Source organism: Microbacterium sp. LjRoot205 (genome assembly GCF_056175745.1).
The window spans coordinates 23,646-49,058 of record NZ_JBGFFH010000004.1; the positions used below are offsets into that span (position 1 = coordinate 23,646).

General features: G+C 63.7%; 26 protein-coding genes and 1 pseudogene. 14 read left to right on the top strand and 13 right to left on the bottom strand.

Features of this window, described 5'->3' with window-relative positions; all coding sequences use genetic code 11:
• Positions 1 to 256 precede the first annotated feature (256 nt).
• Positions 257 to 1,060, top strand: a complete 804-nt coding sequence (locus AC04ME_RS10170; RefSeq protein ID WP_475434811.1) for a MerR family transcriptional regulator — start codon at positions 257 to 259, stop codon at positions 1,058 to 1,060.
• A gap of 160 nt (positions 1,061 to 1,220) precedes the next feature.
• Here AC04ME_RS10170 and AC04ME_RS10175 read toward each other — a convergent pair whose 3' ends face one another.
• The 5 genes from AC04ME_RS10175 to AC04ME_RS10195 all read right to left on the bottom strand — a co-directional run bounded on the left by AC04ME_RS10175 (position 1,221) and on the right by AC04ME_RS10195 (position 4,968).
• Positions 1,221 to 1,736 (bottom strand): RNA polymerase sigma factor, encoded by a 516-nt coding sequence (locus AC04ME_RS10175; RefSeq protein WP_378785048.1) that lies wholly within the window; start codon positions 1,734 to 1,736, stop codon positions 1,221 to 1,223.
• A gap of 11 nt (positions 1,737 to 1,747) precedes the next feature.
• On the bottom strand, positions 1,748 to 2,383 hold the full coding sequence (locus AC04ME_RS10180) for a hypothetical protein (RefSeq protein WP_475434813.1): 636 nt from the start codon (positions 2,381 to 2,383) through the stop codon (positions 1,748 to 1,750).
• A 943-nt stretch (positions 2,384 to 3,326) separates the two neighbouring features.
• The gene (locus tag AC04ME_RS10185) at positions 3,327 to 3,833 is read right to left on the bottom strand and encodes a hypothetical protein (protein WP_475434814.1); all 507 of its coding nucleotides are present in this window, start codon (positions 3,831 to 3,833) and stop codon (positions 3,327 to 3,329) included.
• A gap of 264 nt (positions 3,834 to 4,097) precedes the next feature.
• Positions 4,098 to 4,721, bottom strand: coding sequence for a hypothetical protein (locus AC04ME_RS10190; RefSeq protein WP_475434816.1), 624 nt, complete (start codon positions 4,719 to 4,721; stop codon positions 4,098 to 4,100).
• Positions 4,722 to 4,782: 61 nt separating this feature from the next.
• Positions 4,783 to 4,968: a hypothetical protein gene (locus AC04ME_RS10195; RefSeq protein WP_475434818.1), complete on the bottom strand. Its 186-nt coding sequence runs from the start codon at positions 4,966 to 4,968 to the stop codon at positions 4,783 to 4,785.
• 30 nt (positions 4,969 to 4,998) lie between these two features.
• Here AC04ME_RS10195 and AC04ME_RS10200 point away from each other — a divergent pair.
• Positions 4,999 to 5,622, top strand: a pseudogene (locus AC04ME_RS10200) (HAD-IC family P-type ATPase); the annotation flags it as partial.
• On the opposite strand, the gene AC04ME_RS10205 reads toward AC04ME_RS10200, so the two are convergent.
• From AC04ME_RS10205 to AC04ME_RS10215, 3 genes are read right to left on the bottom strand one after another with little or no spacing between them, the layout of a single operon-like run.
• The gene (locus AC04ME_RS10205) at positions 5,552 to 6,037 is read right to left on the bottom strand and encodes a DUF8034 domain-containing protein (protein WP_475435043.1); all 486 of its coding nucleotides are present in this window, start codon (positions 6,035 to 6,037) and stop codon (positions 5,552 to 5,554) included. The pseudogene AC04ME_RS10200 and the gene AC04ME_RS10205 sit on opposite strands and share 71 nt — an antisense overlap.
• Before the next feature lie 48 nt (positions 6,038 to 6,085).
• On the bottom strand, positions 6,086 to 7,846 hold the full coding sequence (locus AC04ME_RS10210) for an ABC transporter permease (RefSeq protein ID WP_475434819.1): 1,761 nt from the start codon (positions 7,844 to 7,846) through the stop codon (positions 6,086 to 6,088).
• Positions 7,847 to 7,850: 4 nt separating this feature from the next.
• Positions 7,851 to 9,218: an extracellular solute-binding protein gene (locus tag AC04ME_RS10215; protein ID WP_475434821.1), complete on the bottom strand. Its 1,368-nt coding sequence runs from the start codon at positions 9,216 to 9,218 to the stop codon at positions 7,851 to 7,853.
• Positions 9,219 to 9,614: 396 nt separating this feature from the next.
• Here AC04ME_RS10215 and AC04ME_RS10220 point away from each other — a divergent pair, with 396 nt between their 5' ends.
• Positions 9,615 to 10,265: a hypothetical protein gene (locus tag AC04ME_RS10220; protein WP_475434823.1), complete on the top strand. Its 651-nt coding sequence runs from the start codon at positions 9,615 to 9,617 to the stop codon at positions 10,263 to 10,265.
• A 236-nt stretch (positions 10,266 to 10,501) separates the two neighbouring features.
• Here AC04ME_RS10220 and AC04ME_RS10225 read toward each other — a convergent pair whose 3' ends face one another.
• Both AC04ME_RS10225 and AC04ME_RS10230 read right to left on the bottom strand, forming a co-directional pair.
• Positions 10,502 to 11,128, bottom strand: a complete 627-nt coding sequence (locus tag AC04ME_RS10225; protein WP_455904842.1) for a hypothetical protein — start codon at positions 11,126 to 11,128, stop codon at positions 10,502 to 10,504.
• On the bottom strand, positions 11,115 to 11,864 hold the full coding sequence (locus tag AC04ME_RS10230) for a hypothetical protein (protein ID WP_475434825.1): 750 nt from the start codon (positions 11,862 to 11,864) through the stop codon (positions 11,115 to 11,117). The genes AC04ME_RS10225 and AC04ME_RS10230 overlap by 14 nt, the downstream gene beginning before the upstream one ends.
• Before the next feature lie 73 nt (positions 11,865 to 11,937).
• On the opposite strand from AC04ME_RS10230, the gene AC04ME_RS10235 reads away from it, so the two are divergent.
• A complete protein-coding gene (locus AC04ME_RS10235) occupies positions 11,938 to 12,357 on the top strand; it encodes a helix-turn-helix domain-containing protein (RefSeq protein ID WP_475434826.1) in 420 nt (139 codons plus the stop codon).
• Positions 12,358 to 13,874: 1,517 nt separating this feature from the next.
• Here the strand turns inward: AC04ME_RS10235 and AC04ME_RS10240 are convergent.
• Together AC04ME_RS10240 and AC04ME_RS10245 are read right to left on the bottom strand one after the other, a co-directional pair.
• Positions 13,875 to 15,011, bottom strand: coding sequence for a plasmid recombination protein (locus AC04ME_RS10240; protein ID WP_475434827.1), 1,137 nt, complete (start codon positions 15,009 to 15,011; stop codon positions 13,875 to 13,877).
• A gap of 696 nt (positions 15,012 to 15,707) precedes the next feature.
• Positions 15,708 to 17,213 carry a recombinase family protein gene (locus AC04ME_RS10245; protein WP_475434829.1) on the bottom strand — a complete coding sequence of 502 codons (1,506 nt, stop codon included), beginning with the start codon at positions 17,211 to 17,213 and terminating at the stop codon, positions 15,708 to 15,710.
• A 78-nt stretch (positions 17,214 to 17,291) separates the two neighbouring features.
• On the opposite strand from AC04ME_RS10245, the gene AC04ME_RS10250 reads away from it, so the two are divergent.
• On the top strand, positions 17,292 to 17,615 hold the full coding sequence (locus AC04ME_RS10250; protein WP_475434830.1) for a DprA-like winged helix domain-containing protein: 324 nt from the start codon (positions 17,292 to 17,294) through the stop codon (positions 17,613 to 17,615).
• A 35-nt stretch (positions 17,616 to 17,650) separates the two neighbouring features.
• Entirely contained in the window at positions 17,651 to 18,553 is a 903-nt protein-coding gene (locus tag AC04ME_RS10255; protein WP_475434832.1) for a tyrosine recombinase, read from the top strand.
• A gap of 19 nt (positions 18,554 to 18,572) precedes the next feature.
• Here the strand turns inward: AC04ME_RS10255 and AC04ME_RS10260 are convergent, their stop codons facing one another.
• The gene (locus AC04ME_RS10260) at positions 18,573 to 19,106 is read right to left on the bottom strand and encodes a M23 family metallopeptidase (protein WP_042536770.1); all 534 of its coding nucleotides are present in this window, start codon (positions 19,104 to 19,106) and stop codon (positions 18,573 to 18,575) included.
• A gap of 305 nt (positions 19,107 to 19,411) precedes the next feature.
• On the opposite strand from AC04ME_RS10260, the gene rpsB reads away from it, so the two are divergent.
• The 8 genes from rpsB (at position 19,412) to AC04ME_RS10300 (ending at position 25,411) form a co-directional block, all read left to right on the top strand.
• The gene (gene rpsB / locus AC04ME_RS10265; RefSeq protein WP_042536769.1) at positions 19,412 to 20,353 is read left to right on the top strand and encodes a 30S ribosomal protein S2; all 942 of its coding nucleotides are present in this window, start codon (positions 19,412 to 19,414) and stop codon (positions 20,351 to 20,353) included.
• A 44-nt stretch (positions 20,354 to 20,397) separates the two neighbouring features.
• Entirely contained in the window at positions 20,398 to 21,225 is an 828-nt protein-coding gene (gene tsf / locus AC04ME_RS10270) for a translation elongation factor Ts (protein ID WP_475434835.1), read from the top strand.
• A gap of 90 nt (positions 21,226 to 21,315) precedes the next feature.
• Entirely contained in the window at positions 21,316 to 22,032 is a 717-nt protein-coding gene (gene pyrH, locus AC04ME_RS10275) for a UMP kinase (protein ID WP_042536766.1), read from the top strand.
• 66 nt (positions 22,033 to 22,098) lie between these two features.
• A complete protein-coding gene (gene frr / locus AC04ME_RS10280) occupies positions 22,099 to 22,653 on the top strand; it encodes a ribosome recycling factor (protein WP_042536765.1) in 555 nt (184 codons plus the stop codon).
• A gap of 5 nt (positions 22,654 to 22,658) precedes the next feature.
• On the top strand, positions 22,659 to 23,798 hold the full coding sequence (locus AC04ME_RS10285; protein WP_475434837.1) for a phosphatidate cytidylyltransferase: 1,140 nt from the start codon (positions 22,659 to 22,661) through the stop codon (positions 23,796 to 23,798).
• Positions 23,798 to 24,382 carry a DivIVA domain-containing protein gene (locus AC04ME_RS10290; protein WP_042536764.1) on the top strand — a complete coding sequence of 195 codons (585 nt, stop codon included), beginning with the start codon at positions 23,798 to 23,800 and terminating at the stop codon, positions 24,380 to 24,382. The genes AC04ME_RS10285 and AC04ME_RS10290 overlap by 1 nt, the downstream gene beginning before the upstream one ends.
• Before the next feature lie 66 nt (positions 24,383 to 24,448).
• Complete coding sequence (locus AC04ME_RS10295) at positions 24,449 to 25,114, top strand: aggregation-promoting factor C-terminal-like domain-containing protein (RefSeq protein WP_475434839.1); 666 nt, start codon at positions 24,449 to 24,451, stop codon at positions 25,112 to 25,114.
• A 9-nt stretch (positions 25,115 to 25,123) separates the two neighbouring features.
• On the top strand, positions 25,124 to 25,411 hold the full coding sequence (locus tag AC04ME_RS10300; protein WP_042536763.1) for a hypothetical protein: 288 nt from the start codon (positions 25,124 to 25,126) through the stop codon (positions 25,409 to 25,411).
• Positions 25,412 to 25,413: the final 2 nt, after the last annotated feature.

Consider the following 25,413-nt stretch of genomic DNA (forward strand, 5'->3'; position numbering starts at 1 on the left):
AGGGTCAGCGTTGATGAGAAGCTCGCGGTCGGAGGCCCACCGAAAACGATCGTTTTCGGTGCGGTCCCTAGGTGCGGTGCGAAACGGCTGCCGCAAACGGTCGTCACAACCAGCAAGCGGCAGGGGATTCCGGCGGACTCGCGCGCCAGGTGACGCGACGCCTGTCGCGATTCGGGTGGCACTCCGTAGGGGATCCGACCTTGGATTCGGAGGTGATACTTGACTCTGACACTGTGGAAGGCGAAAGAACTGAGACATGTTATCCATCGGAGCCTTCGCGCAGATCGGCCAGGTGACCCATCGGATGCTGAGGCATTGGGATACCGCTGGTCTGCTCGTACCAGCTCACGTGGACGAGTACAGCGGCTACCGCTCCTACGATCCCTCGCAACTTGAACGCTTGCATCGGATCGTCGCACTGCGCCAACTCGGCTTCGGTCTCGACGATATCTCGTCGATTCTCGACCGCGGAGTCGATGCAAATCGCATCTCCGCACTATTGCGCATCCGGCGCGCTGAGGTCGAGCAGGAACACCGCATCGCCGCTGACCGACTCGTTGACGTGGAACGACGGCTCCAACTTATCGAGAAGGAGAACCACATGTCCCAGATAGAGATCGTTGAGAAGTCGCTACCCGCTGTCCGCCTGGCTGCCCACCGCGTCGTCGTCGCAGATCAACCTTCGGTCGCAAGTGTGGTGGGCCCCGCCTTCGATGCCGTTGCCGAGATCATCGGTGATGAGTGTGGAGCTCTGACGACGCCGATCGCACAGTACGACACGATTGAAGACGGTCTGCAAGTCATCGCCGGCTACGCCTACAACGGGCCAGTCCGCGATGGGATCGAACTTGTTGACCTGCCCGCTGCCGAAGCAGCCGTCTGCGGCATCCATCTCGGTTCCATGGCACACATCGCCGAGGGCTGGCAGGCGATCCACGCTGAGATTTTTGCTCGCGGGCTTGTCCACGCGGGACCATGTCGGGAACTGTATGTCCGGGCAGTCTCGGAAAACCAATCCGATTGGGTGACCGAGTTGCAGCAGCCCGTTCGTCGCAGTTGAAGACCGTCTACGGTGGGCACGCCGTCATAGTTTTCGGCGCGTGCCCACCTGCCGGAAACGATCGTTTTCGGCGCGGTCTGATGTTGGCCGCGAAACTGCTGCCGCAAACCCTCGTCACAATCAGCAAGCGGCAAAGGATTTCGGCGGCCCGCGAACGAGGTTACGAGACACTTACGTCGGTTGAGGGATCAACTGAGGTGAGGGATTGCGCGAGCTGTTGGCGGGCAGTTTGATATCGGGTTCGCGCGGTCGATGCGGGGATGCCGACGATGTCGGCCGCGTCGGCGATGCTGAACCCGTCCCAGTGAATCAGGCCGATGAGTTCGCGTAGCTCCGGCGTGAGACGGGTCACGGCGTCGCGTACCTCGATTGTGCGCTGGTCATCCTCGGGTGGCGCGGCCGTGGTGAGGTGGGTGCGGAGTTTGTCGGCGAGTTTCCATCGCCGTTGTGCGGACCGTTCTGCGTTCGCGAGGACGTTTCGGGCGATCCCGAATAGCCACATCCTCGCTTGCGTGGAATCGTCGGGCATGGCATCGATACGGCGCCACGCGGCTGTCATCGTCTCGGAAAGCAGGTCGGCCGCTTCGGCGCCGCGGGCCCGGTACTCGAAGTATGCAAGGAGATCCGAAGCGTTCGTCGAGATGTTGTCGACGCCGCGCGACTGATGTTCGTTCATGCGTCGACGGCTCACGGGATGTCCTCTCCGCACAAAGACTGACCGCGGAGTGAGAGCGAGTCGCGCTCATCGGACACCTGAAATCCTCGTTCGACGAGTTTTTGATCCACGGTCTCGAGCACGGCTGTCCGCACTGCMATTCCGTAGATCACGTCCTCGATAGTCCCGTAGCCGGGCGAGCCGCTACTTTCGACCGTGGCCTGCGCGTATTCGAGGGCCGAGTCCTCAGCGAGAAGCCATTCGTTCCGTGCGGCGATGTCCGACTCGGCGACAACGTCGGTCGTGGCGAAAATCTCTTGGACAGCGCGCTGAATGTCGGGGTTCTCTGAGTGGAGGTCGCCGACGCGTTGCTCACAACTCACCCCGCTGGGCAGCGTATATGTGAAAGTTCCGTCGGGTGTTTGCGCCCACGGCGCCCACAGACCCGTGGCCATCGCCGCCGCACCGATGCCGAACACCGCGACGGCGGGAATTCCCGCCGTTAGCGAGAGTCGCCAGGCGCGCTTACGTGCGACTGGGCGCGCTACTCGCCGCGTGGCGATCGTCAACGACGCAAGCTCGTCTTCCACCGCCGGAGTGATCTGCGTCGCCGGAGACGCGAGCCGCCGCAATACTTGATCAAGCTCATCGTGATCTGTGGTGTCCACGTCAGTCCTTCCTCAAAGAAGCTCTCAACATGTACATGTCCAGCAAATCCCGGAATGTCTGCCACGGCGGCATTGAGGGAAACAGTATGGGGCTTAGAGACTCGGACGTTGATATCTCAGAGGCGGCGCACCGCCTGAAGGACATCCTCGCCGGAAACGATCGTTTGCGGCGCGATCTAGTGCCTGCCTAGGAGTTCCCGCCACAAACGTTCGCCGCAACCGCCAAACGGCAAGGGCTTTCGGCTGATCTCGGACTGCCCCGCTATTCTCTGCCCCGTCCGGGGTATGAGGCGACGTTGGTAGGCAGTTCGGACGGTTACCAGGCGTAGACATTCTCGGAGATCTTGACCGATCCTTCCGGTGCTTGAACACCGTCGACTACAACTTGGTACTTGCCTGCCAGACCGTCGACCCCGACCGTGCCGCCACCGCAGCCCACCACCCACTCATCCTCGCCTGCGTCCGCGACAAGACAAACGGTTGAGTTTTCGAGTCCCCGAGCGAGCCAGAGCGAAGTGCCCGCATGCTCCCCGACGTAGCGACTCGTCGATACGTCGACGTCGTCATACGCGTAGTCCGTGAGTTCCGGCAACTCATCGCGGCTTTCTCTTTCCCCTTGAAGGTCCGAGAATCCGACCAGGTCAGTACTGCAGCCAGGGAGAAGCGTGATCGACGCGAGAACCAGAGCTGTCGCAGAAGCGTAACGGAGGCGAGGCATGGCCCCCATCTTGGCCCACCGCAACCAAGAGCACCACAGGTCGACCGCCAGGCAGCCGATAACGATCGTTTCCGGCGGGCTGACCGACTGTCTTGATCGACGGCACGACACGCCGAGGATCGACCCGCCGTAACCCCCTGCCGAAACCCAATAGCACCGAAACCGGTGGTGTAGCGTTTCCGGCTGGCCGATTCGAGCCGATCCGGCTGGCTCTGAGAGCACGCTTCAGGTGCGGGCGTCGAACACCTGGAAGGCCACGCCGTCCTCGTGCTGCGAATGAGATGCGATGCCGAGGGAGCGCTTCTCCAGCTCGTCGCGGAACGTCTCGATGTCGTCTTCGCGGAAGATCCACGCGTGCTGCGTCGAGCGGGCGCGGTACGGGGCGAGCGCACGGATGTTGATCCTGCAGGCGAACGATGAGAAATCGACGCTGCGGGGGAGAGCCCGTCCGGCTTCACGATCGACCTGCCTGGGTGAACCGTGGTGGTCGCCGTACTCGGTGCCGGCTCGCATCATCTCGGCGACCATGTCCAGACCCTGCAGGTGCTCCGGCGTCGGGTAGGTGGGCCGCTGCGCGGCCATGAGGGTGTCGTACTCATCAGAGAGACGCCGCTGGTCGTCGCTGTAGATGGTCCTGATCTCCGAGAACGCGCGTTCGTTGTCGTTGATCTTCTGGCGTAGAGCAACCAGCTCGTCGGTGTCGTGTGGGGTCGTGCTGTAGATGAGAACCATCGGTGTCTCCTCGAGGTCGTGTGCGGGGTGATCGTCGTGTGGGAAGAGGCACCCCGGCGGATCTGAGGTTTGTGAGGTTGGAGGCGCGAGATCCCCGGAATTACGCGGATCGGCGGTCCGCCCGCTTTCTGAGGTTTGTGGGGTTGAGGCGAAAGGTCGGCAGCAAAAAGCCGTCCGGCGCGTGTGCTCCGGCGCGCGAAAGAGCCGCCTGGTGCGTGTTGCTCCAGGCGGCTCTTGTGGATCCGCTACTGCGGAGAGGGTGAGTTACTCYGCGTCGTCGTGTGCTTCGACGTCGGGGCCGGCGGCGACTTCAGTGCCGAGCGGCAGCGTGCCGTTGTGACGGGCGATGTCGGCGGCCAGGACCGCGGCGAGGTTCGAGATTCGGTCGTTGCTCGCTTCCCACTGCGATGCGAACTCAGAGTTCCCGATGAGGCGGCCGGTGTTGACGTGCACGCGGATGAGGAACGCTTCGACCTCGTCACGCGACAGGGCGGGCGTCTCGGGGGTGTGTGCGTCGAGGCGCAGCTTCAGTGCGTCGATCGAACGGCCAGCCCATTCGCGGCTCTCGATCTGCCCGAGGATCGCGGTCGGATCGAACGCTGAGGGGTCGAAGCGGAACGAGTGCCGCGTGGCGTTGTTCTCCACGACGAGGGCGGAGAAGCCGAGACCGATGGTGTCGATGTAGGCCCTGGCCTGAACCCTGCTCTCCGTCAGGCTACGGCTGCGATCCGTGCTCTTGCCGACGTAGACGGTGTGCTGGTCCTCGGGGTTCTCCTCGTCGACGGCGTACACGTAGAGGTTCTCCGTGTCGGGGGTCGCGGGCTCGAGCTTGATGCCAGCGTCTGCGGCGATCTTGACGAGCTGGTTGACGTTCATGAGCTTCACCATGCGATGTGTTCTCCTGTTGCGGGGATGGGTGTGGGGAAGGGGAAGAGAGGTCAGAGAGGAGTCAGCGGGCGAACGAGGCCATCCACGTCTCCCAGGAGACTGCTTCCTCGAGTTCGACGAGTGCGACAGCGTCGCTCTGCGGAACCTGCAGCATGGCGTCGTCAATCACACCGGTGAGGGCGGGCACGAGAGACGCGAAAGGGTAGAGCCCGAAGGTCAGGTCGTCGTCCTCATCGAAGAGGCGCATCGGGTTCAGGTTGCCCTGATCGCGGGAGTGATGACGGTCGTCGGCTTGCTGCTGCACGGTGACGGACCGGAACAGCTGCTCGACTCTGCGATCACTTTTGCCGTAGCTGCCGTCCCGGAAGGGCTGCCAGCGATCGTCACGATCACACTCGCTCTCGGCGTGCGGCAGATGGTCCAGCGCAACGCGATCACGCGGGAACTTACGGCTGTCGAGACGCTCGGCGAAGTGACGACGATCTGTTCGGATAAGACCGGAACTCTGACGTACAACGAGATGACAGTGCGCTCGCTCGTCACATCGGTGGATCGATACTCGATCACAGGGGTCGGGTACAGCCCCGAAGGCCACGCGGTCTCAGAGCAATCGGGGGAGACCGCTTCCTTCTGTGAGCGTCGCGACCTGCACGAACTCGTGATCGCTCTTTCCCGCTGCACGGACGCAGTCGTCCAGAAGACTGACGATGGCTGGTCAGTCGTGGGTGCGCCCACAGAAGGAAGCTTGGTGGTGCTCGCGCGCAAAGCGGAGTTCACGGGGGAGGGGTACCAACGGACGGCCGAGCTACCGTTCAACTCCAAGAACAAGCTCATGGCTGTGCTCGACCGATCTCCGGACGGCAGCGTGCGCCTGATAGCGAAGGGGGCGCCCGATCGACTCCTCGATCGATGCGCGTACCAGCTCGACGCGAATGGTGAGAGGACGCCGCTACGACGAGAAGAGTGCGGAACAACAGGTCAGCCGGATCGGCGGCGCAGATGCCGAGGAACAATGACAGTGACTCGCCTTGATGGAACCAGCCATAGCCGACCTCGTATTCGTCGCGGACAAAGCCGAAGGCGGTCATCTGGGACGTGATCCCCTCCCAGTGCCGCTTCGCTGCGGTAAGGAGATCATCTGCTCCGCCAAGTCGGTACAGCGCCGGCCAGTTGAAGAACGGCTCGTAGAAGTCATCTACGCCATCGCGGCCGTACATGCTCCCGTTGTAGCGGAGGCTCCCGTCAGGTTCGCAGAATCGCTCCTCGAACCGACGCCAACCGAGATCGAGGAGGCGTAGGAGCTCGCGCTCAACGATGGGCCCATCGCGGTATGCCGCGAAGCGGGACGGGTGCCGTGATGCGCGTCATCCCTTCACCGCCCCTGAAGTGAGGCCGCCGATGATGCGCTTTTGCAGGAGTACGTAGAACACAGTGACCGGCACCACGGCGAGGAGCATGTTGGAGTACACGAGCGTGTAATCGGTGGAGTACTTGTCGATCGCGGCGAAGACGCCGGTCGTCACCGTATACAGTCCGGATCCCGGGCCAAGGATGATCCGCGGATTGACGAAGTCTGCCCAGACATCCACCGCATTCAGCACCACTGCGGTGGCGATCGCGGGTGCCATCAACGGGAAGATCACCCGCCAGAATGTCCCAATTCTCGATGCCCCGTCGATGCGCGCGGCCTCGTCGAGCTCGCGCGGGATGCTCTGCACGTATGCCGTGAACAAGAACAGTGTCGTCGGAATCGTGAGTGCGGTCTGGAAAAGGATGAGCCCGGGCATGGTGCCCATGAGTCCCACGGTCTTGAGGACATAGATAACCGGGATCACGATGGTCTGGCTCGGAATGAAGAGACCGGCGAGCATCACGAGCATGACGGTGCGGTGAATGCGCCGGGTGCCCCGTGCAATCGCGTAGGCAGCCGGCCCGGTGACGAGAATGGAGAGGACATTCACGATCACAACGAGGAACGCGGTCGTGCCGTACGCGGCGATCACGTTGAAGTCGGTCGACGTTGCTGCGGCAAGCAGGTTCTCTATCGTGAAGCCCTGGGCTGGCGGTGCGAAGGGCGCACCGAGGATGTCGTCCTCCGTCTTGAATGCGTTCGTGATGAGCAGATAGAGCGGGGCGCCCATGAGCGCGACGAGGGCGAGGATGGCGGCGAGCCAGGCAACGCGACGGGCCATCATGCGGACACCGCTTCCTCGCTCCGACGGCGTAGCTGCGTGAGCGCCACCGTGACAACGATGATCACGATCATGACGACGACAGACTGGGCTGCGCCGTATCCGAGCTGGGAGCGACTGAACGACGTGGTGAGAATCGTGAAGACCACGGTCTGGGTCGTGCCCGCGGGCCCGCCGGCCGTGAGCGCAAGCACGATTTCGTAAACGCGGAGCAGACCGATGGCTGCGAGCACGATGTTTAGGGTCACGGTGGGGGCGAGCACCGGGAGCTTGACGCGCCAGAACGTTGCCCAGGGGCCGGCGCCGTCGATCATCGCGGGCTTCGAGTAGCGACGCATCGAGGGTCTGAAGGCCCGCAAGGTAGAGGATGACGTTGAGACCGAAGCTCGCCCAGATGATCACGAGGACTGTCGTGACCATTGCCCACGTCGGATCCGCGAGAAATGGCACCCGGTCGACGCCGAGGGACGTCAACAGGGAATTGACGGCACCGTTGGTGCCAAGGATCGAGGCCCAGAGAAAGCCAAGAATGATGGGGCCGATCACATACGGCGAGAAGACGAGAACCCGCATCACTGTGTTCACCCGCGAGTTGCGGTTGAGGAGCAACGCGATGCCGAGGCCAAGTGCATTGCACGCGAGAGTGCCAACGACGGCGATCACGCCGGTGTACGTCGCCGCGCGGAAGACCTCCGAGTCCTGCAGGAGCCGTTCATAGTTGCGAGTGCCGATCCAGGACGGCGGGATCGTGAATCCGTCCCAGTCGGTGAAACTCAGGTAGGCGGCGATTGCGATAGGAATGAGCACGAAGAGCGCGACCAGCGCAAGCGCCGGTCCGATCATCACCGCGTCCGTCAACAACTCCATCCGTCCACGGCGCCGCCTCCGCGCGGCCGAGGCCGACGAGGAAATCCCCTCGTCGACCTCGGTCAATACGTCATTGCGTGGCATTGAGGCCCCACCACGCGTCAAGGGCGGCAGCAGCATCGGCAGGGGTCGTGCCCACATAAAGCGCCTGAACCTGCTTGTTCAGCTCATCCCCGAAACCTCCGGGAATGCCGGGACCAGAGGTGCCGATCACAAGGCCAGGTGCAGCGTCGAGGATCGCTCCGACCTCCTGGTTCAGCGGACTGCCTTCATAGGTGTAGCCCTGACGGAAGTTGCCCTCCGACTCGAGGGAGGTTGTCACGGCCTTTTCGTCGGTGACGAGATACTCAACGAGCGAAAGTGCGAGCTCCTTGTTCTCGGACCCCTCAAGGATCGAGTACGGCTGCGCGGGCCCGCTCATCTGGGGGGCTGTGTCTCCCGTGAGCGACGGGGCGGCAAATACGCCGACCTCGAAGCCGACGCCAGCCTCGTCGATCGAAGGGACAAGCCAGTTGCCCATAACGATTGAGGCCGAGGTTCCGCTCGTGAAAGCATCGATCGAGTCCTGGTACTTCAGGCCGAGGGCTGCGGGATCGACCAAACCGTCAGCGATCCAACCGGAGTACGCCTCCAAGAAGTCCGCGTAGGGGCTGTCCGCGAAGGACGCGTCACCGTCGGTCACTTCAGTGTAGAAGTCACCGGATTCGAGCAATGCCGGGTTCGACATCATCGCAAACTGTGCGCCGGTGACCCACTCGCCAGCGGTGCCCAGCGGTGTTACACCGCCCGCGGCCTTGACAGCCTTCAGCGCCGCCGTGAAGTCATCGACGCTGGTCGGGGCTTCGGTGACCCCTACGGCGGCGAACAAGTCCTTGTTGTAGAAGACGAGTGACTGGATCTGCGCGCCTGTAGCGACCTGCCAAATCTTGCCGTCGATCGCGTTCTCCTGTGCGAGCGGAGTGTCGAACACCCATGACTCCTCGGGGAAGGCGAGCAGTTGCGGTGCGACAACCGGGTCGAGGTTGCTCGCGACGATGTCGGGGATGTCGCCGGACGCCAACTCCTGCTGCAGCGTGGACTGAACCGCCGAGTCGCTGGCGATGTTCAGTACCCGACCCCAGCCGCGCTCCTTCATCCCCGGAAGTGACGAGCGGATCAGCCGAACGGCTGCGAGCACGTTCACGTCGAAGTAGCGCCGCCACTCTTCGTCGGTGATGTCGAGGGCGGGCGCCGAGCCGAAGATGCCGAGGTTGTTGACGAGGATGTCGACGCTGCCGACGGCAGCGAGCACCGCATCTGCACCATTCGGGTTCGTGACGTCACCGGAGGCCTGGATCAGGTCACGACTCGGATTCTCGCTTTCGAGATCAGTGACGATGGACGCAACGGTTTCAGGCGAGCGTCCGTTGATGGCGACACGAGCTCCGGCGTCCGCCAATATCGCTGCTATGGCTCGCCCAATGCCCTGGGTAGAGCCGGTGACTAGGGCTACCTTCTCCTTTAATCGATACGCATACATCTCCTCCTTCGTAGGTCGAACCCTGCCGTCTTATGTGCATCCTTCACCCAACGGCACGACTTGGGGGCTCCCGATCCATCCATCCACTCTGGTGCGCTCAGCACGCCGCTGCCACCCTGGTGCCGGATGCCCCCGGAGACGTCCCCGCACCTTCCCCGACCCGCCCCTCGGCGGGAACGAGCTGAGGCGTCGTAATCTTCACCTGGGGGCATACTGGCCAGCGCTGAGATGAAGCTTCTATCGTTGCCCAAATTGCCGTCAGCGCCACCTCTAACTTGCGCTGAGGGGCTCTCATCTACCACTACGCTGAGCGACATGCGACTTGCTCAGATCGGCGCCGTGAGCGTCTTCGCCCTCGTGATACTCACCGGATGCTCTTCTGCCGCGTCGATTGACACCGCTGATACCGAATCCTCGCAAGCTCCCTCCCCGTCGCCCACCCCAACCATCGATCCCGGCCCCGTCGCGCTATCAACGGAAGAAGCTGGTGAACGCTACCTCGGTATCGTCTGCCAACGGAATGGCGCCACCGAGCGAATGAATCAGGAATTCATAGCGGGGGAGGACGAGTATCTCAACGGAGGAAATCCGGATGCCGCAGCCGTGAAGGCGGCTGCCGCTGAAGTCTTGCGGTTGAACACGATGCAGATCGCCTTGTTCGACGACGCCTACTTTACCTGGCCCGACGGGCTCGACGCCCACCTGAGCAACGTTCGCGACTCGAGCATGGCTCAGGCCAGCACTTTCAACGCCGTGGCCAATGCTGCGACCTACGAAGACGCTTACAACCAGTCTGTGTTCGACGATCCTGAAGGTGCGAAGTCGTCGCAGGAGATCCGGTACCAGCTCCAGCTATCTCCTGACACCACCGCGAGTTGCCAGGGATACGAAACGACAACCGAAGCTCTGCACGCCGAGAAGGTGGAACGAAACGACTACCTCGCCTCGTTCGCCTCGGAAGAGTGATCTGAGTACTCCAGATCAACGGCCTCACCGACGTCCGCTGCGGTGTGGCGGGCCCTCGGATCGAGCTCCGCTGCATTCGCGGTGAAGCGAGGGTCGGATCGACTACCTCGACATGTCGTGATGGCGACGCACCGAGATAGGGCGCCCGAAGTCATCCCGCGCCCCTTGGCTGCGGTAGCGCGCGCTTGCATCGGCGCGCTTGTCGACGTCCATTGCGACGATTCCTGGAACTCTCACTAGCTTTGCTCGCGGTCGCGGATGAGATCAACGATTCGAGCTGGATCGCAACCCTCGACTAGCCACATGTGCGGCGTGATGCGTTCTCCACGCAGATCGAGCTCTAACCCGACACTCGTCATGAACGCATGACTCTGCTCAGGTCGCCATCCGTCGGGGAAGGCAAGCACAACATCTCGCACCCCGTGCACGATGCCCACTCGTTCGTCAAACTGCCATGCGGGGTAACGGCGCCTGTTTCCGACAGTGAAGAAGAACAAGCTGCGATTGTGTGCCCGTCTTCTCACCTGCCGTGTTCCGATGCCTAGGAAGGCGGCGGCCTCGTCGTCGCTGAAGGAATCTACGATGGCCTTGATGCGCGCCTTGAACTCTGGCCGCAGGCGCTGTTCTGGGCGAGATGAGTCGATAGGCGCGAGCACATCTCTCCCCTTCTCGGAAATGAACTCGGTGATGGTGATCAGCAAGGCGTCGATGAGCTTCCAGTCGCGTCCTTGCTCGGCAGCCACCTCGAAGAGGTGCCTGAGGGAAGCCGCAATCGCTTCCGGAGACACTGCCTCGTGTGCGTCCGACTGATCCTCTGTAGCAGTCTCCGCGCGGACTTCTTCCGACTGTTCACCCGATGTCATACGAGTACCCCTCGAGGATGATCGCAATGGCGGCCGGATTTCTTCCCAGATTCAGCCAGCGCACCGGTGATTGCGCCTGCCGCTTACTTTTGAGACCGGCGCGCGGGGTGGTGAAGAATCGGTGGATCGTGGCGAGAGTCCATTCAGCGGGTATGGAGGACGCGATGAGGCGAACGCCATCGACGACGGGCTTGTTTCGATCGGGAGAGAACCGCCAGGCAGGGTAGCGAACCTCGTTATCGGCGACCTCGACCGCGTGGAGAAAACCGGCCTTCGTCGCGCGGTCGATGAAGCGTCGCGTCGTATGAAGCCTCGTCACCGCTTGCTCGGGATTCAGAGACGCATTCATCGCGACGCGTTGCAGCGCCTTCGATTCGGGCGGCGTCGGTTCTCCTGCGAGAGACCGGATGCGCTCGTTCCGTTCAATCAGCCCAGTCAGCCGGCGGCCGGGCCTAAGGCTCCTCGCAACCCCCGGGTCGTAGTCGACGTAGCCCATTCGGCTCCATGCAAAGACCACCGCCATCCGGAATCGATGCCGAGCCAGATACCAGTCCTGCCCGGTCCAGTCTTCGACGGCGTGGGACGGTACGCCGCGGGTCTCCGGAAGGAGGTGCTCGAACACCTCGCTGAATGTAGGCCCATGGGCATGCCGGCGGCGATGATGAACTATGAACAGGCCGGCCGCCAACCCCCACTGCTTGGCAGACTCACCATCGGTGAGCTCCGCGAACAACACGCTCCATGCCAAAGGGGTAGGGGGCTTCGTCGAGATCCACCGTCRGACAGGTGCTCGAGACCCTGTGTTCGTCATGGCGGTCGCCATCCTCTCATTCGTGTTCAGCCAGCCCGAAAGTGCTCATGTTGATCGGGAGTTGCTGCGCGACTCACACTATGGCTTACACGTAAGCCCATACAAGGCTGCCATCCTCGCAACGCTTGGAACCGTGAACAGTCGTGAGGGTGAGGCAGACGCCGAGTGGCAGGACTTCGTCCTGAAGCTCTCGGTGCAACTCCGCCGTCTCCGCCTCGAGGTCGGGCTGAGTCAAGAGGAAGTAGCTCACCGTGCTGGGCTCAGTCGCTTTATCTATCGCCAGTACGAGAGTGGAGAATCGCGTCGCGGCACCGCCGCCAACCCCGCGCTTCGGTCCATCCTTGCGATCGCTCAAGTGCTACAGGTCTCTGTTGACGATCTCCTGCCGAAGCCCATACCTGATCTTCGGAGCCGGTAGATGAGAACTCGGTCTCCGTCTCGTGATCGCTCCCCGGGACGCGGAGTCGCACGAGTCGAAATCGAAGAGGCGCACGTGTTGGCGCTCGACCGCGGGACGAAGCTCTAGGCCGTCGTAGCTTGGCATTGGATTGGTCGCTGAGGGCGATGGACGCTAGCAATCACCGTTCGGGACGCGTTCAGGGTGCCCGGATCGCCTCCGCTCGGGCAACCAGTAACCCGAGGTYTGGTGCCACGAGCGAGCCTCCCAACCTGACGTGTCGACCATAGACATGACACGGAGAACTGATTGCGCTTCTTCATCAGATTCGATCGATGGCGGCCGGCGGACGCCCGGGGCTTCGTGCGACACAGCCTTGAGGCTCCTCGGCACTGACCCGCTTCAGAGCAGTGCTGAACTTTCACGTCCTCTTGGCGTGAAGTCTGATGAGTTTTCTTGATCGCACGAAGGGGGCCGACCTGTGTCGAGATGTTCCGCCGCTCGGTCCGGAAGACGGACAGACACGGCCGGTACTGACCTCGCGCTAGTTGGGATCATCCGTATATCTGTAGCCCCATACATATTCGCATGCCGAGATTGCTGCTCGTAGTTTCGCGCGATGCCCGCTGGTGGCGACTGCTAGGTCAGGATGACCGACGCAGGACTCGACCCAGATGGCGGCGAGACGAATCAAGCAACCGACGGCGGACAGTCGCCGAACCACTACAACGGTTGGCCACAGAGCATTGCGCTTCCAGCTCTCGGGAGTCGACGTCACGCACGGCGGAACACTCCGAAGGCAGACGGCGAGGGGAGTCGCCGTCGCTGTGGGGCAGTCCCACTCAGAAGAGTCCTCCCTGGGGGCCGGTGGGGTTGGCAGGGAGCGCAACTCGGGTGACTGCGATGGACTTCCAAACTGGAGCCATCCTTGACCATGGTCTCGCGCCCTATGGTGCGCGGCTGCCTCTGGCGCACCGACGTACGGACAGCTGTTGCCGTGAAGCGCCCGTTTTGCGGTCATCGGACGGGAACCCGCGATCGACATCTTCGAGATTCCAGCCCGGGGTGTGATCGTTGCTGCAGAGTGACCGCAATGCGGACAGCTGTTGCCGTAAAGCGCCCGTWTTACGGTCAWCGGACGGGAACCCGCGATCGACATCTTCGAGATTCCAGCCCGGGGTGTGATCGTTGCTGCAGACTGACCGCAATGCGGACAGCTGTTGCCGTAAARCGCCCGTTTTACGGTCATCGCACGAGGCTGCCGCGATCGAAAGCCTCAGACTTCAAGGCGAAGCCTTGAAAGGAGCCGAAGGTATGACTGCGAACGGGCAACTAAAACCCTGATTGCAGATAGGGGAGATCAGGATGGCATGGTGGACGTTTGGCAAGTGTCAGGCCCGCAGACTGCCGGTCTACGTGCGTGCGTCCCGTGTGTGGTCCGGAGCAGATGAATTCGTATGGCTACCCGTCTCATCTCCGCTTTGAACCGGCAGGACAGGGGCTACCGGCGACGGTTGCGGACAGCCCCTGTCTTCGCTTCAGTACTCGACCCCTGGGCGGGGCTTCGTGGGTGTCATGCTGTCGTTGTAGATGGGAGCGCCGGCTTGGCGTCGCATCTTTGCTCTATCCCTGTCGAATCGTTCGCGAAGGGGCGTTCCATCCTTCGAGGTTGTGCGGTCGAGCCACCGCTCGAAGTACGGCGGCAGGGACTCGAGGCGGGCGCTGGCTTGCTCGAGACGCGACCGCTCGGAGTTGGCATCATCCAGCGCGCGAACCGCGTTCGCCTGCGCTCGTCGAGCGCTCTGCTCGGCCTCGCGAGCACGTAGTAGCGCTTGTTGCAGAGCTTCTCTCGCCGCCGCCGCCTCGCGTTCCCTAGAAGCGAGCTCGGCTTCGCGGTTGTCGACGACTGAGACGCGTGACCTCAGTCGCATCGCGATCGCCTCGGTCTCCGCGATATCAAGATCAAGCTTCATCGCGCCGGCTCGCAGTCGATCCGCCCGAGTTTGGAAGTCGCTACTGCTGAGGTGTTCCCTCGAGCGTTCGGTGACCCGATGCTCCACGTCGTAGCCGCTCGCCGCCACTGCCGCGCGCAGCGCGCTGTGCTGACGCTTCAGGTCGTGTCGCCCCTTGAAGAACTCCATCTGAGAGAGGCGGCCGTCCTCTGTCACCGGAGTCATCAGTACCTGGATCTGCGGGTGATACTCATCCAAATGAAGCGACCACCCGACGACGTTCGGCTGACCGAACTCAGCGCACACCCAGTCCATAGCGGCGGCCATGTAGCGACGCGCTTCAGCACTCAGGTGATTCTCGCGCCAATCGGAGTTTTGCGTTGCGAACCAGGTCGGGTCCAGTTGCAACACAATCGGCCTCATGAGAACCGCGTCTCGTCGCAACGGCCTGTGTACAGACCTGAGCCGGTGCTTCAGATAGTCGTCGAACTCGTCCGAAGGCGGACGCCCGTCGATGGTCACTGGCCAGCGGAAACCCCCCGCCCCGTCGTTGACCCTCGTTACGTTCAAAGGAGTCCGTGCCGGCACGATGTTCACGTTCCGTTGAGGGAAATAGTGATCGGCCGCTTGGTCGACGTCGCGCGCAATATGACGGAAAAGATTCTTCGCGTGAGGTCCGCGCTTTACCTTGAGGGAGGCGTCGAAAGTTATCGTGAAGCTCATCGATTGCCCCCTCGGCCGGCGTCGATCGCGTTGTCGAGATCCATTGCGAGGCTTGCAGACGTCACGCTCACGTCGGTGCTCGCGGTCGTCTTCCGGATCATGCGAGTCGTCACGCTGCGACACCTCCCCGGAGGAGAGCTGCGAAGTGCTCGCACTCGTCATCTGTGAGCGGTCCACTGGTGGAGAGGACACGGTTGGCCGCTAACCGGAGTTCCGCGCGAGCTGACTCGGCCGCCACTGGCGAATCGGCTCGTTCGAGGTGCTCGAGATCCGAAAGCGCGACTAGATACTTGCGATTCGCTTCGCTGCGCCGATGGGGGAGAGAGCCGTCCTTGACCCGCCTGCGCAAAGTGAATACGCTGCCGAAGCGACGAGAGCCGTCCGGGTTTCGAATCTCTGCGGCTTCATAAAGGTCGAGAAGCTGCGCGGTCGGCGATCCGGTGAAATGAGCCGTTGTAGACATAGTGGTCCTTGAAGAGGACCGGTTGCTGCCACGCTCTACTCGCCGGGTGGGGTTTTCCGGATTCGTCATCCGGTGGAACGCTGGTGTTCCTATGACGCAAAATCTATTCCGCTTCGCGAGCGGATCACAGGTGGGGCTTCGTCATTTTTGCTTAATCGACCTATAAGATACCACAGCAGTGGGCAGATGCTGCCAAAGCTGCGGCCAAAGCGATGCGGAGCAAAGGGGTGAATCTACTCCGCCCATCGCCAGGCGACGCGACGCATTGCCCAGGCGCGTTCGCTGTACACCTTGCCGGTCGATGGATCGGTCGCACGCTTTCCGCGGTCGGCGGGATTGATAATCAGCTCGAGACCGAGTCGAACGATCGCTCTCCTTCGCGCAAGCACAGGCAGTGCCGACCATCGCTCGGGGATCGAGTTGGAAAGCATCAGGTCAGTAATGGGCGAATCGGATCGAAGACGTTCCATTCGAGACAACGCGCTCTGCAAGCGCTCCGCAATCTCGTTCAGTTTCTCTCGCGCGCGCTCCCGAGGGATGAGTCCGTCACCGATCATGTCCGTGAGATCATCGCGCCGCTTATGCAGGTCCGCGATCTCGGCCTCGAGGGGAGCACTATCTTCGGTTGTTCGCAAGGCCTGAACTACGCGTGGGTCCGAGAGTTTGAGAGCTATAACCTCACCGACAAGGGCGTCAACGTACTCCGCTCGGATCGACACGCAGTGTTTGTCGACGCAGACGTAGGTGGTGTGCTTGATGCGCGCGCCTGCGGCATCGAGAACAGGAAGACGTGCCTTCCCGGCGTCGGCTGCGCCCTTTCGCGTGGTCTGATCCTGGGCATGTGAGTACAGGGTGCCACCGCACACCCCGCATTCGAGAAGCCCCGAGAGCAGGTGCTTCGGCGACACCGCCCACGAGCGCTTCGTCTTCCTGGCCAGTTTCAAGTCCCTGAACGCTCGCCACGTTTCTTCAGTGACGAGCGGTGTCCACTGAGGGGACTTCCCGGGTGCTAGCTCGACTGATTCCCCTTGATACGTCACGATGCCGGCGTAGTGAGAGTTCTCCAGCAGTCTTTGGACTCTTGAACTTGCCCACTTGCCACCCATGACGGGTCTGAGACCGGGGGTATCCCAGCGCTCGATAAGTCGGTTCCACCTCCTTGCGATCGAGCGGTAACTATCGCCGCGAAGCACGCATCTGTACCCGTCGCGGACCAGGTTTGACTCTGTGTCCACCACGACGATGTCTCCGTTGACGCGCTCGTACCCGAAAGGACGCAAGCTGAACTGCCAGTAGCCGTTGGTAGCAGCCTGTCGGTTGGATGCTTTCTGACGCAGCGCTTTCTGCTCGGTCTCGAACTGAGACCACGCAGCGACCGTGCGCGCAACGGCTCGGCCGGACGGAGTGCTCAGATCCAGTGACCCCGCTGTCACCATGTGAACTGGAATCTCGAGACGGATGACCTTCTCGAGGTCGCTTGTTAGGCGCAGCAGGCGGTCCTGATGCCAGGCGATAATCGCGCTCGGATGGTCCATAAGCATCTCTTCGAATGCCGGCCGCCGCGCTCCGCTCGTCGCGCTGACGTCGTTGTCGACGTATGCGCGCCCGACCTGGAGGCCAAGGCGTGCAGCCAGTTCGTGGCACTCTCGCTCCTGGCGTTCAACGCCGAGCTCCTCGCCGGTACGGTCTTGAGAGATACGAACGTAGATCGCACAGGTTGCCTTAGCGGAAATTGCCACAGTCAAAGGATATCCGTAGTCACCCCTGCAGGGCACGCAGCTGCACTGGGTCGACCGCTCGGCGCCGTGCCCGGGCCGGTGACATCCGCTTCGTCAGCCGGCTGTCATCGGCTCCTGCGCGAGTACGACGCGCGGTGCGTCACCACGACTGCCGAGATACGCGAGCTCTGGGGCGACGGGCCGCCGGGTACGTCACCCGGTCGAGGCACGGATCCCGACCAGTCTCGCGTGCTCGATGCCATGAGCAGCCGCGATGCGCGAGCCGCTGCCGAGCTGTCTCGACGGTCGGGGCTCGCGCCTGAGCGAGTCAATGCCCTGCTCGGGCTGCTCGAGCTCGAGGGTGCGGTGCGACGAGTCGAAGGGGGGTGGCAGAGGGCGCGGGTCAGCGAGCGGCGCGGCTGACGCGACGGTGATCGGCGTTCCTGCACACTTGATCCATGGAGTTCGCGGCGGCCGCACATGCCTTCGCCGACCACCTTGCTCAGGTGCGTCGGCTGTCTCCCGCCACCGTGCGCGCTTACCGATCAGACCTACGGGACCTCGCGGAGACCGTCGGTGAACTCGAGGTCGACCAGGTCACGCTGGAGACTCTCCGAGACTGGCTCTGGCGGGCGACTCAGCGTGGGGATGCGCGGTCGACGCTCGCGCGGCGAGCAGCGGCGGCGCGCTCCTTCTTCAGCTGGGCGCACGAGCAGCAGCTCGTCGATCACGATCCGAGCCTGCGCCTGGTCGCTCCCAAGCGGGGGCGAACCCTCCCCACCATCGCTTCTCAGGATGCGATGACGACCCTGCTCGATGCGCAACGCCGAGCCGCCGGCGCCGGTGATCCGCTAGTTCTCCGAGACCACGCGATCCTCGAACTGCTCTACGGCGCCGGGATCCGCGTCTCCGAGCTGTGCGGCCTCGATGTCGACGACCTCGATCTCGATCGAGGCACCGCGCGCGTTCTGGGAAAGGGTTCGAAGGAGCGAGTGGTGCCCTTCGGGGTCCCCGCCCGCGAGGCGGCCGGCGCGTACCTGACCAGAGGGCGTCCCGCACTCGCCGCGCGCACAGCGCGGCCGACTCCCGCTCTGTTCCTCGGCAGTCGTGGTGCGCGGATGGGACCGCGCGCGGTGTACTCACTCGTCGCCGAGGTGCTCGCGCCCTTCGTCGGCGAGGAGACTGTCGGACCGCATGCGCTCAGGCACACCGCAGCGACTCATCTCCTGGACGGCGGAGCAGACCTGCGCGCGGTCCAGGAGATCCTGGGTCATGCCAGCCTCGGCACGACCCAGATCTACACTCACGTCTCCGCTGAGCGTCTCACTGCGACGTACCGTCTCGCACACCCCCGGGCGTGAGCCGCAGACGGGTCGCGCGTCACGGCGCGTCGCAGCAGGGAAGCAGCACCGCTCGAGGCACCGGCCCGAAGAGCAGCATCGGGTTGATGTACGCACCATCCAGCCGAACGCCGAGATGCAGTGCGCCGAGCATCGTGTGACCGCCGGCCGCGACCGTGCCGATCTCGTCGCCGGCCGAGACGAGATCGCCGGGGGCGAGTGTGGAGGAGACCGGCTCGAACGTCGACACATAGCCGCCGGGATGCGCGATCGTGATCAGGGGCCGGTCGACGACTGTCCCACGGAATGCGATCGCCCCATCGGCGGGTGCGCGGACGATCACCCCCTGCGCGCTCGCGAGATCGATGCCTCGATGGCCGGCGCCGAACGCGTGTGCCGGAGCGCGATACGGCGTTGCGACCGAGCGGGGTGCATCGAGCGGCCATCTCCAGAGTGGATGCGCAGCGCCGTCCGAGGATGACGATGACGCTCTCGCGCTCGGCGCGGTGGGCGGTGCGAGAGCGATGACGATCAGCAGGAGGAGAACGATCGTCCGGCGTGTGCGGGTGCTCATGAGGCAATGCTCCTTCGTGTGTGCGATTGGCTCCCCGTCGGACTGACGCCTGCGCGGAGCGCGTGCAGAATGCCCGAAACAGGCGCGATGTGCAGGGTGAGTGAGGCCCGCGCATCCTGTATGCTGAGGGAGCACCTCGATCTCGGGGTGACTACGCGTGCCCAGAGCGACTTCAGTCGTGGCATCCACTCCCACAGGTCCTGTTTCCACTCAGGCGGGGGTGCGCCGGGCACCAGGAAGTTCGATCGTCCGATCGACTTGACAACCTCAACGGCGCATATCCGCGCCAGAACAAGGAGACGACCATGGCTGTGGTCACCATCCGCCAGCTGCTCGACAGCGGCGTGCACTTCGGACACCAGACGCGTCGGTGGAACCCGAAGGTCAAGCGCTTCATCCTCACAGAGCGCAGCGGCATCCACATCATCGACCTGCAGCAGTCGCTCGGGTACATCGACAAGGCATACGACTTCGTCAAGGAGACCGTCGCGCACGGCGGCACGATCCTCTTCGTGGGCACCAAGAAGCAGGCGCAGGAGATCCTCGCCGAGCAGGCGACCCGCGTGGGCCAGCCCTACGTCAACCAGCGCTGGCTCGGTGGACTCCTCACGAACTTCCAGACGATCGCGAAGCGTCTCGCTCGTATGAAGGAGCTCGAGGAGCTCGACTACGAGAACCCGTCCGCTTCGGGCTTCACGAAGAAGGAGCTCCTTCTCAAGAAGCGCGAGCTCGACAAGCTGCACAAGTCGCTCGGCGGTATCCGCAACCTCACCAAGACGCCGTCCGCCCTCTGGGTCGTCGACGCCAAGCGTGAGCACCTCGCCATCGACGAGGCGAAGAAGCTCGGCATCCCGGTGATCGGCATCCTCGACACCAACGCCGACCCCGACGACTTCCAGTACCCGATCCCCGGCAACGACGACGCGATCCGCTCGGTCTCGCTGCTCACCCGCATCATCGCGGACGCCGCGGCTGAGGGTCTCCAGCAGAAGCACAACCCCGAGACGGGCGACGCTGAGCCGCTCGCCGACTGGGAGAAGGAGCTTCTCGAGGCCCCTGTCCAGGAGTCTGCTGATGCCGCCGCCGTCGAGACGCCCGCCGATGAGGCTGCCGTCGTCGAGACGCCCGCCGCTGACGAGACCGCTGCCGACGAGGCCGGTGCCGAGGCGCACGACGAGGCCATCGCCGACGCTTCGGGCGAGGAGACCGCTGAGGTCGCCGACGCCGAGGCTGCAGACGCCAAGTAATTCCGCGACCACCACACACATCACGAAGCAAGGAGCCACCACACATGGCCAACTTCACCATCGCCGATCTCAAGGCGCTCCGTGAGCAGCTCGGCACGGGAATGGTCGACACCAAGAAGGCGCTCGAGGAGGCTGACGGCAACGTCGAGAAGGCCACCGAGATCCTGCGTCTCAAGGGTGCCAAGGGCAACGCGAAGCGCGCTGACCGCTCTACCAGCGAGGGCCTCATCGTCGCTCGCGAGCAGGACGGCGCAGTGACGCTGATCGAGCTCGCCTGCGAGACGGACTTCGTCGCGAAGAACGAGCGCTTCATCTCGCTGGCCGACAAGGTCGCCGACGCTGTCGCAGCTGTCAAGGCCGATTCGGTCGAGGAGGCACTCGCCGCCCAGGCGGGCGACAAGAGCGTCGAGCAGGTCATCTCGGAAGAGGCCGCGATCATCGGCGAGAAGGTCGAGCTGCGCCGCGTGCGCACGATCTCGGGCGACAAGGTCGAGGTCTACCTGCACCGCACGAGCAAGGACCTGCCTCCGCAGATCGGTGTCGTCGTCGCCTACACGGGTGATGACGCCGAGACTGCCCGCAGCATCGCGCAGCACATCTCGTTCGCGAACCCGTCTTACCTCTCCCGCGAGGACGTTCCGTCCGACGCCGTGGAGAAGGAGCGCCAGATCGTGACCGAGATCTCTCGCAACGAGGGCAAGCCGGAGGCGGCGCTGCCCAAGATCGTCGAGGGCCGTGTCTCCGCGTTCATCAAGCAGGTCGCCCTGCTCGAGCAGGACTACGCGAAGGACAGCAAGCTGTCCGTCGCCCAGGTGGCGAAGGACGCCGGTATCACCGTGACGGACTTCGCGCGCTTCAAGGTCGGCGCGTAACACCGTCGAAGGGGTTCGGATCAACGCGATCCGAACCCCTTCTTCATGCCCAGAAGGCACTATCTTGAATCGGGACGAGAGGATCACCCCATGACCGAACGCACAGGACGCCGTCGCGTCCTTCTCAAGCTCTCCGGTGAGGCGTTCGGCGCCGGCCAGCTCGGCGTCAACCCCGACATCGTCAGTCAGATCGCACGTGACATCGCTGCGGCGGTCGATCGCGTCGAGGTCGCCATCGTCGTCGGCGGTGGCAACTTCTTCCGCGGAGCGGAGCTCAGCCAGCGCGGGATGGATCGCGGGCGAGCCGACTACATGGGAATGCTCGGCACGGTCATGAACGCCCTGGCCCTTCAGGACTTCCTCGAGCAGGCGGGTGCGCCCACCCGTGTGCAGTCGGCCATCTCCATGACCCAGGTCGCTGAGCCGTACATTCCGCTCCGCGCCGAGCGGCACATGGAGAAGGGCCGTGTGGTCATCTTCGGCGCAGGTGCCGGATTGCCGTACTTCTCCACCGATACGGTCGCCGCACAGCGCGCGCTCGAGATCGGCGCGCAGGAAGTCCTCGTCGCCAAGAACGGCGTGGACGCGATCTACACCGCCGACCCGAACAAGCACGCCGATGCGGAGCGCATCGAGCGCGTCACGTATCGCGACGCCCTTCAGCGCGGACTCAAGGTGGTCGACTCCACGGCATTCAGTCTCTGCATGGACAACAACATGGACATGCGCGTGTTCGGCATGGAACCTGCCGGCAACGTCACGCGTGCGCTTCTGGGAGAGCCGATCGGCACTCTCGTCACTGCCTGAGCGCCTGACGGTGCTCACGGGTCACGCCCGATAGAATTTCAGAACACCCCGACGATAGGAGTCACCGTGATCGCGGATGTCCTCGCTGAAACCACTTCCCGTATGGCACGAGCGGTCGAGGCCGCCAAGGAGGACTTCTCCACGGTGCGCACCGGTCGCGCCAACCCGCAGCTGTTCCAGAAGGTGCTCGTCGACTACTACGGCACGCCCACGCCGCTCGCTCAGCTCGCCTCGCTGGCGAACCAGGAGGCGCGTACGCTCATCATCACGCCCTACGACAAGTCGGCTCTGAAGGGCATCGAGCAGGCGATTCGGGACATGCCGAACCTCGGCGCGAACCCCACGAACGACGGCAACCTCGTTCGCGTGACCATGCCGGAGCTCACGGCTGAGCGTCGCAAGGAGTACGTCAAGCTGGTCAAGACCAAGGCCGAAGACGCCAAGGTGCATGTGCGCGGTATCCGTCGCAAGGCGAAGGACGAACTCGACGGCCTCAAGAGCGAACTCGGCGAAGACGAGATCGCCCGGGCAGAAAAGGAACTCGACGCCCTCACGCGCCAGCACGTCGATCTCATCGACGACGCACTCAAGCGCAAAGAGGCTGAACTCCTCGAGGTATAGGCGGCATGTCCGACGAACGCACTGATGACGGCGCCGACAAGCCGCAGACGCGCCGCGAGGCGCGCGACTCGTCGACCTCGACCGGCGCCATCCCGCTGGTCGACGGCGCCCTTGTGGCGTTCGACGGGACGAGCATCCCGCCACGACCACCCCTCCCTGCCGACGAACGTGCGATGACGGAGTCCGCATTGGACACGGCTGAACACAATGCGATCAGAGAGCAGTGGCGGGCGAAGCGCGACGAGTTCGGAACGCATGTCACTCATGCGCGAGGTCAGCTCGACCAGGCGAACGAGCGCATCAAGGAGCGGACGGGCCGCGACCTGATCCTCGCGACCCTGATCGGGCTCGCGTTCGGCGCTGCGCTGCTCGCGTCGTTGTTGTTCATCAAGGTCCTCTTCGTGCCGTTCGCACTGGCTGCCGCGTTGCTCGGCGTCTACGAGCTCGCGCTGGCGTTGCGTGCATCGGGGCGGCGGATCGATGTGATCCCGCAGTTCATCGCCGCGACTCTGCTCGTGCTGTCGGCGTTCTTCCTCGACCTGTGGTTCGTCTGGGTCATGCTGTTCTTCGCCGTCGCATTCGTGATCGTCTGGCGACTGGTCGGCCAGATGATCGCCAAGGACGGCAGAACCTACGGCGATGTGCTGACGGATGCGGTCATCGGCGGATTCGTCCAGATCTACGTGCCGTTCCTCGCGGCCGTCGCACTGATCCTGCTCAAGCAGGAGGGGGGTCAGTGGTGGGTCCTGAGCTTCATCGCGATCGCCGTCGTGGCCGACACCGGTGCGTATGCCGCAGGGCTCGCGTTCGGGCGGCACCCCATGGCGCCGAAGATCAGCCCCAAGAAGACCTGGGAGGGCTTCGGCGGAGCTGTCGTGGGTTCGATCACAGCCRGCGTGCTTCTCGCGCTCTTCCTGCTCGACCTGCCGTGGTGGACCGGCGTGATCTTCGGCGTGGCGATCCTCCTGTCTGCGACGCTGGGCGATCTCGGCGAGTCCATGCTCAAGCGTGATCTCGGGATCAAGGACATGAGCTCCTGGCTTCCTGGGCACGGGGGGCTCCTCGACCGGCTCGACAGCATCCTGCCGTCGACGATTCCCGCACTGTGCCTGTATTTCCTCTTCTCCTCCTGGGTGGTGCTGTGATGCTCTCCGACGACGTACAGACTGCGGACGCCGCGAAGCAGGAGCCGCCCGCGTTCTCGTTGACCACGGGGCGAGTGCGCGGCTATCACCGTGCCGCTGTCGACACGTTTCTCGCGGCCGCCAGGGCGGCTTTCGAGGGAGATGCCGACGACCTCAGCGCAGCCGACGTCCGCGTGGCATCCTTTCCGCTCGTCAAGAACGGCTACGTCGTGGCTGAGGTCGACGCGGCACTCGGGCGCGTGGAGGATGCACTGGCTGCGCGTGCGCGCGACCGGGTCGTCCGTTCGCAGGGCGCAGGGGCGTGGGTGGAGCAGGCCCGAGGTGAAGCCCAGGTCATCCTCGACCACCTCGCGCGTCCGAAGCGGCAGCGTTTCGCACGTACGGGCATTCTCACCTTCGGCTACCGGATCGATGAGGTAGACCATGTCGGCACCCGGATCGCCCGTTATCTGCGGGACGGCGAGCCGCTGACGGCCGAGCAGCTGCGCTCGGCCGCGTTCCGCATGCAGCGCGGAGGGTATCGAGAAGAGCAGGTCGACGCACTGCTCGACGCGACCGTCGACGTGATCCTGGCTGTTCGCTGAGCGTTCCGATGGCCGACTCGTGCCTCACCGGGTAGACTGCCACTCATCGTGAACTCCCGAAACGACATGACACCTCATCGAAAAGACGTCACGCCTGTGCCCGCATCGGCGACTCTTTCGGCGCGCACCGGCAGTCGCCGACGAGGCGTCGCGGGATTCTTCAGCGGCCTCGCGGTCGTCGGCTTCGCTGCGGCCATGGTGGCACCGACCGGTGTCGCACTCGCTCAGCAACCCGAAGAGGTAGCCCCGGAGTCGGCATACTCGGCGGCGCTCGGCGATACGCAGAACCTCACTGTCACGGCAGAGGGCGCGGCGATCGCTCCCGTTCAGCGAGGGACGTTCTCGGTCTACGTCACGCCCAAGCCGACGCCGACACCGACGCCGACCACTGCCTCCGAGGGATCCTCCGGTTCGTCGAAGCCCGGCCCAAGCGGTCCTCTCTTCTACACCGGCGGGGGAGYCCCTGCCGAGTGGATGGCGGCAGCGGGCATCGCGGAGTCCGATTGGGGCTACGTCGATTACATCGTCTCCCGCGAGAGCGGGTGGAACCCGAACGCGATGAACAAGTCCTCGGGTGCGTGCGGTCTCGTTCAGGCGCTGCCCTGCAGCAAGGTTCCCGGCAACGGCTACGATCCGGTCGACAACCTGCGCTGGGCGACGGGATACGCCACGGGCCGATACGGCAGCTGGGCCGGCGCTCACGCCTTCTGGACGAACAACCACTGGTGGTGAGCCGGCGTCATGGCCCGCTCTCGCAGACGCCGTCCGGCGCGCCCTGACACCGACGACTCGCTCGATCGTCTCCTCGCGTCATGGAAGCGCACGGAAGTGCGTCGCGGCTCGGAGTGGACCGTGCAGCCCGTGTCGGCGGTGCAGGCTCTGAAGGAGTACATCTGCCCCGGATGCGGGCGCATCGTCGCGCCGGGAACGGCCCACCTCGTTGTCTGGCGAGCAGACGGGGTTCTCGGCGATGCCGCCGATCTCGCCGCCCGACGGCATTGGCACACACACTGTTGGAGGATTGCATGAGC

Coding starts and splice junctions, on each gene's coding strand:
- AC04ME_RS10170 (WP_475434811.1), top strand. CDS start 257: ATGTTATCCATCGGAGCCTTCGCGCAGATCGGCCAGGTGACCCATCGG.
- AC04ME_RS10175 (WP_378785048.1), bottom strand. CDS start 1,736: ATGAACGAACATCAGTCGCGCGGCGTCGACAACATCTCGACGAACGCT.
- AC04ME_RS10185 (WP_475434814.1), bottom strand. CDS start 3,833: ATGGTTCTCATCTACAGCACGACCCCACACGACACCGACGAGCTGGTT.
- AC04ME_RS10195 (WP_475434818.1), bottom strand. CDS start 4,968: ATGCGCCTCTTCGATGAGGACGACGACCTGACCTTCGGGCTCTACCCT.
- AC04ME_RS10220 (WP_475434823.1), top strand. CDS start 9,615: ATGCGACTTGCTCAGATCGGCGCCGTGAGCGTCTTCGCCCTCGTGATA.
- AC04ME_RS10225 (WP_455904842.1), bottom strand. CDS start 11,128: ATGACATCGGGTGAACAGTCGGAAGAAGTCCGCGCGGAGACTGCTACA.
- AC04ME_RS10235 (WP_475434826.1), top strand. CDS start 11,938: ATGGCGGTCGCCATCCTCTCATTCGTGTTCAGCCAGCCCGAAAGTGCT.
- AC04ME_RS10240 (WP_475434827.1), bottom strand. CDS start 15,011: ATGAGCTTCACGATAACTTTCGACGCCTCCCTCAAGGTAAAGCGCGGA.
- AC04ME_RS10255 (WP_475434832.1), top strand. CDS start 17,651: ATGGAGTTCGCGGCGGCCGCACATGCCTTCGCCGACCACCTTGCTCAG.
- AC04ME_RS10260 (WP_042536770.1), bottom strand. CDS start 19,106: ATGAGCACCCGCACACGCCGGACGATCGTTCTCCTCCTGCTGATCGTC.
- rpsB (WP_042536769.1), top strand. CDS start 19,412: ATGGCTGTGGTCACCATCCGCCAGCTGCTCGACAGCGGCGTGCACTTC.
- tsf (WP_475434835.1), top strand. CDS start 20,398: ATGGCCAACTTCACCATCGCCGATCTCAAGGCGCTCCGTGAGCAGCTC.
- pyrH (WP_042536766.1), top strand. CDS start 21,316: ATGACCGAACGCACAGGACGCCGTCGCGTCCTTCTCAAGCTCTCCGGT.
- AC04ME_RS10290 (WP_042536764.1), top strand. CDS start 23,798: ATGCTCTCCGACGACGTACAGACTGCGGACGCCGCGAAGCAGGAGCCG.
- AC04ME_RS10300 (WP_042536763.1), top strand. CDS start 25,124: ATGGCCCGCTCTCGCAGACGCCGTCCGGCGCGCCCTGACACCGACGAC.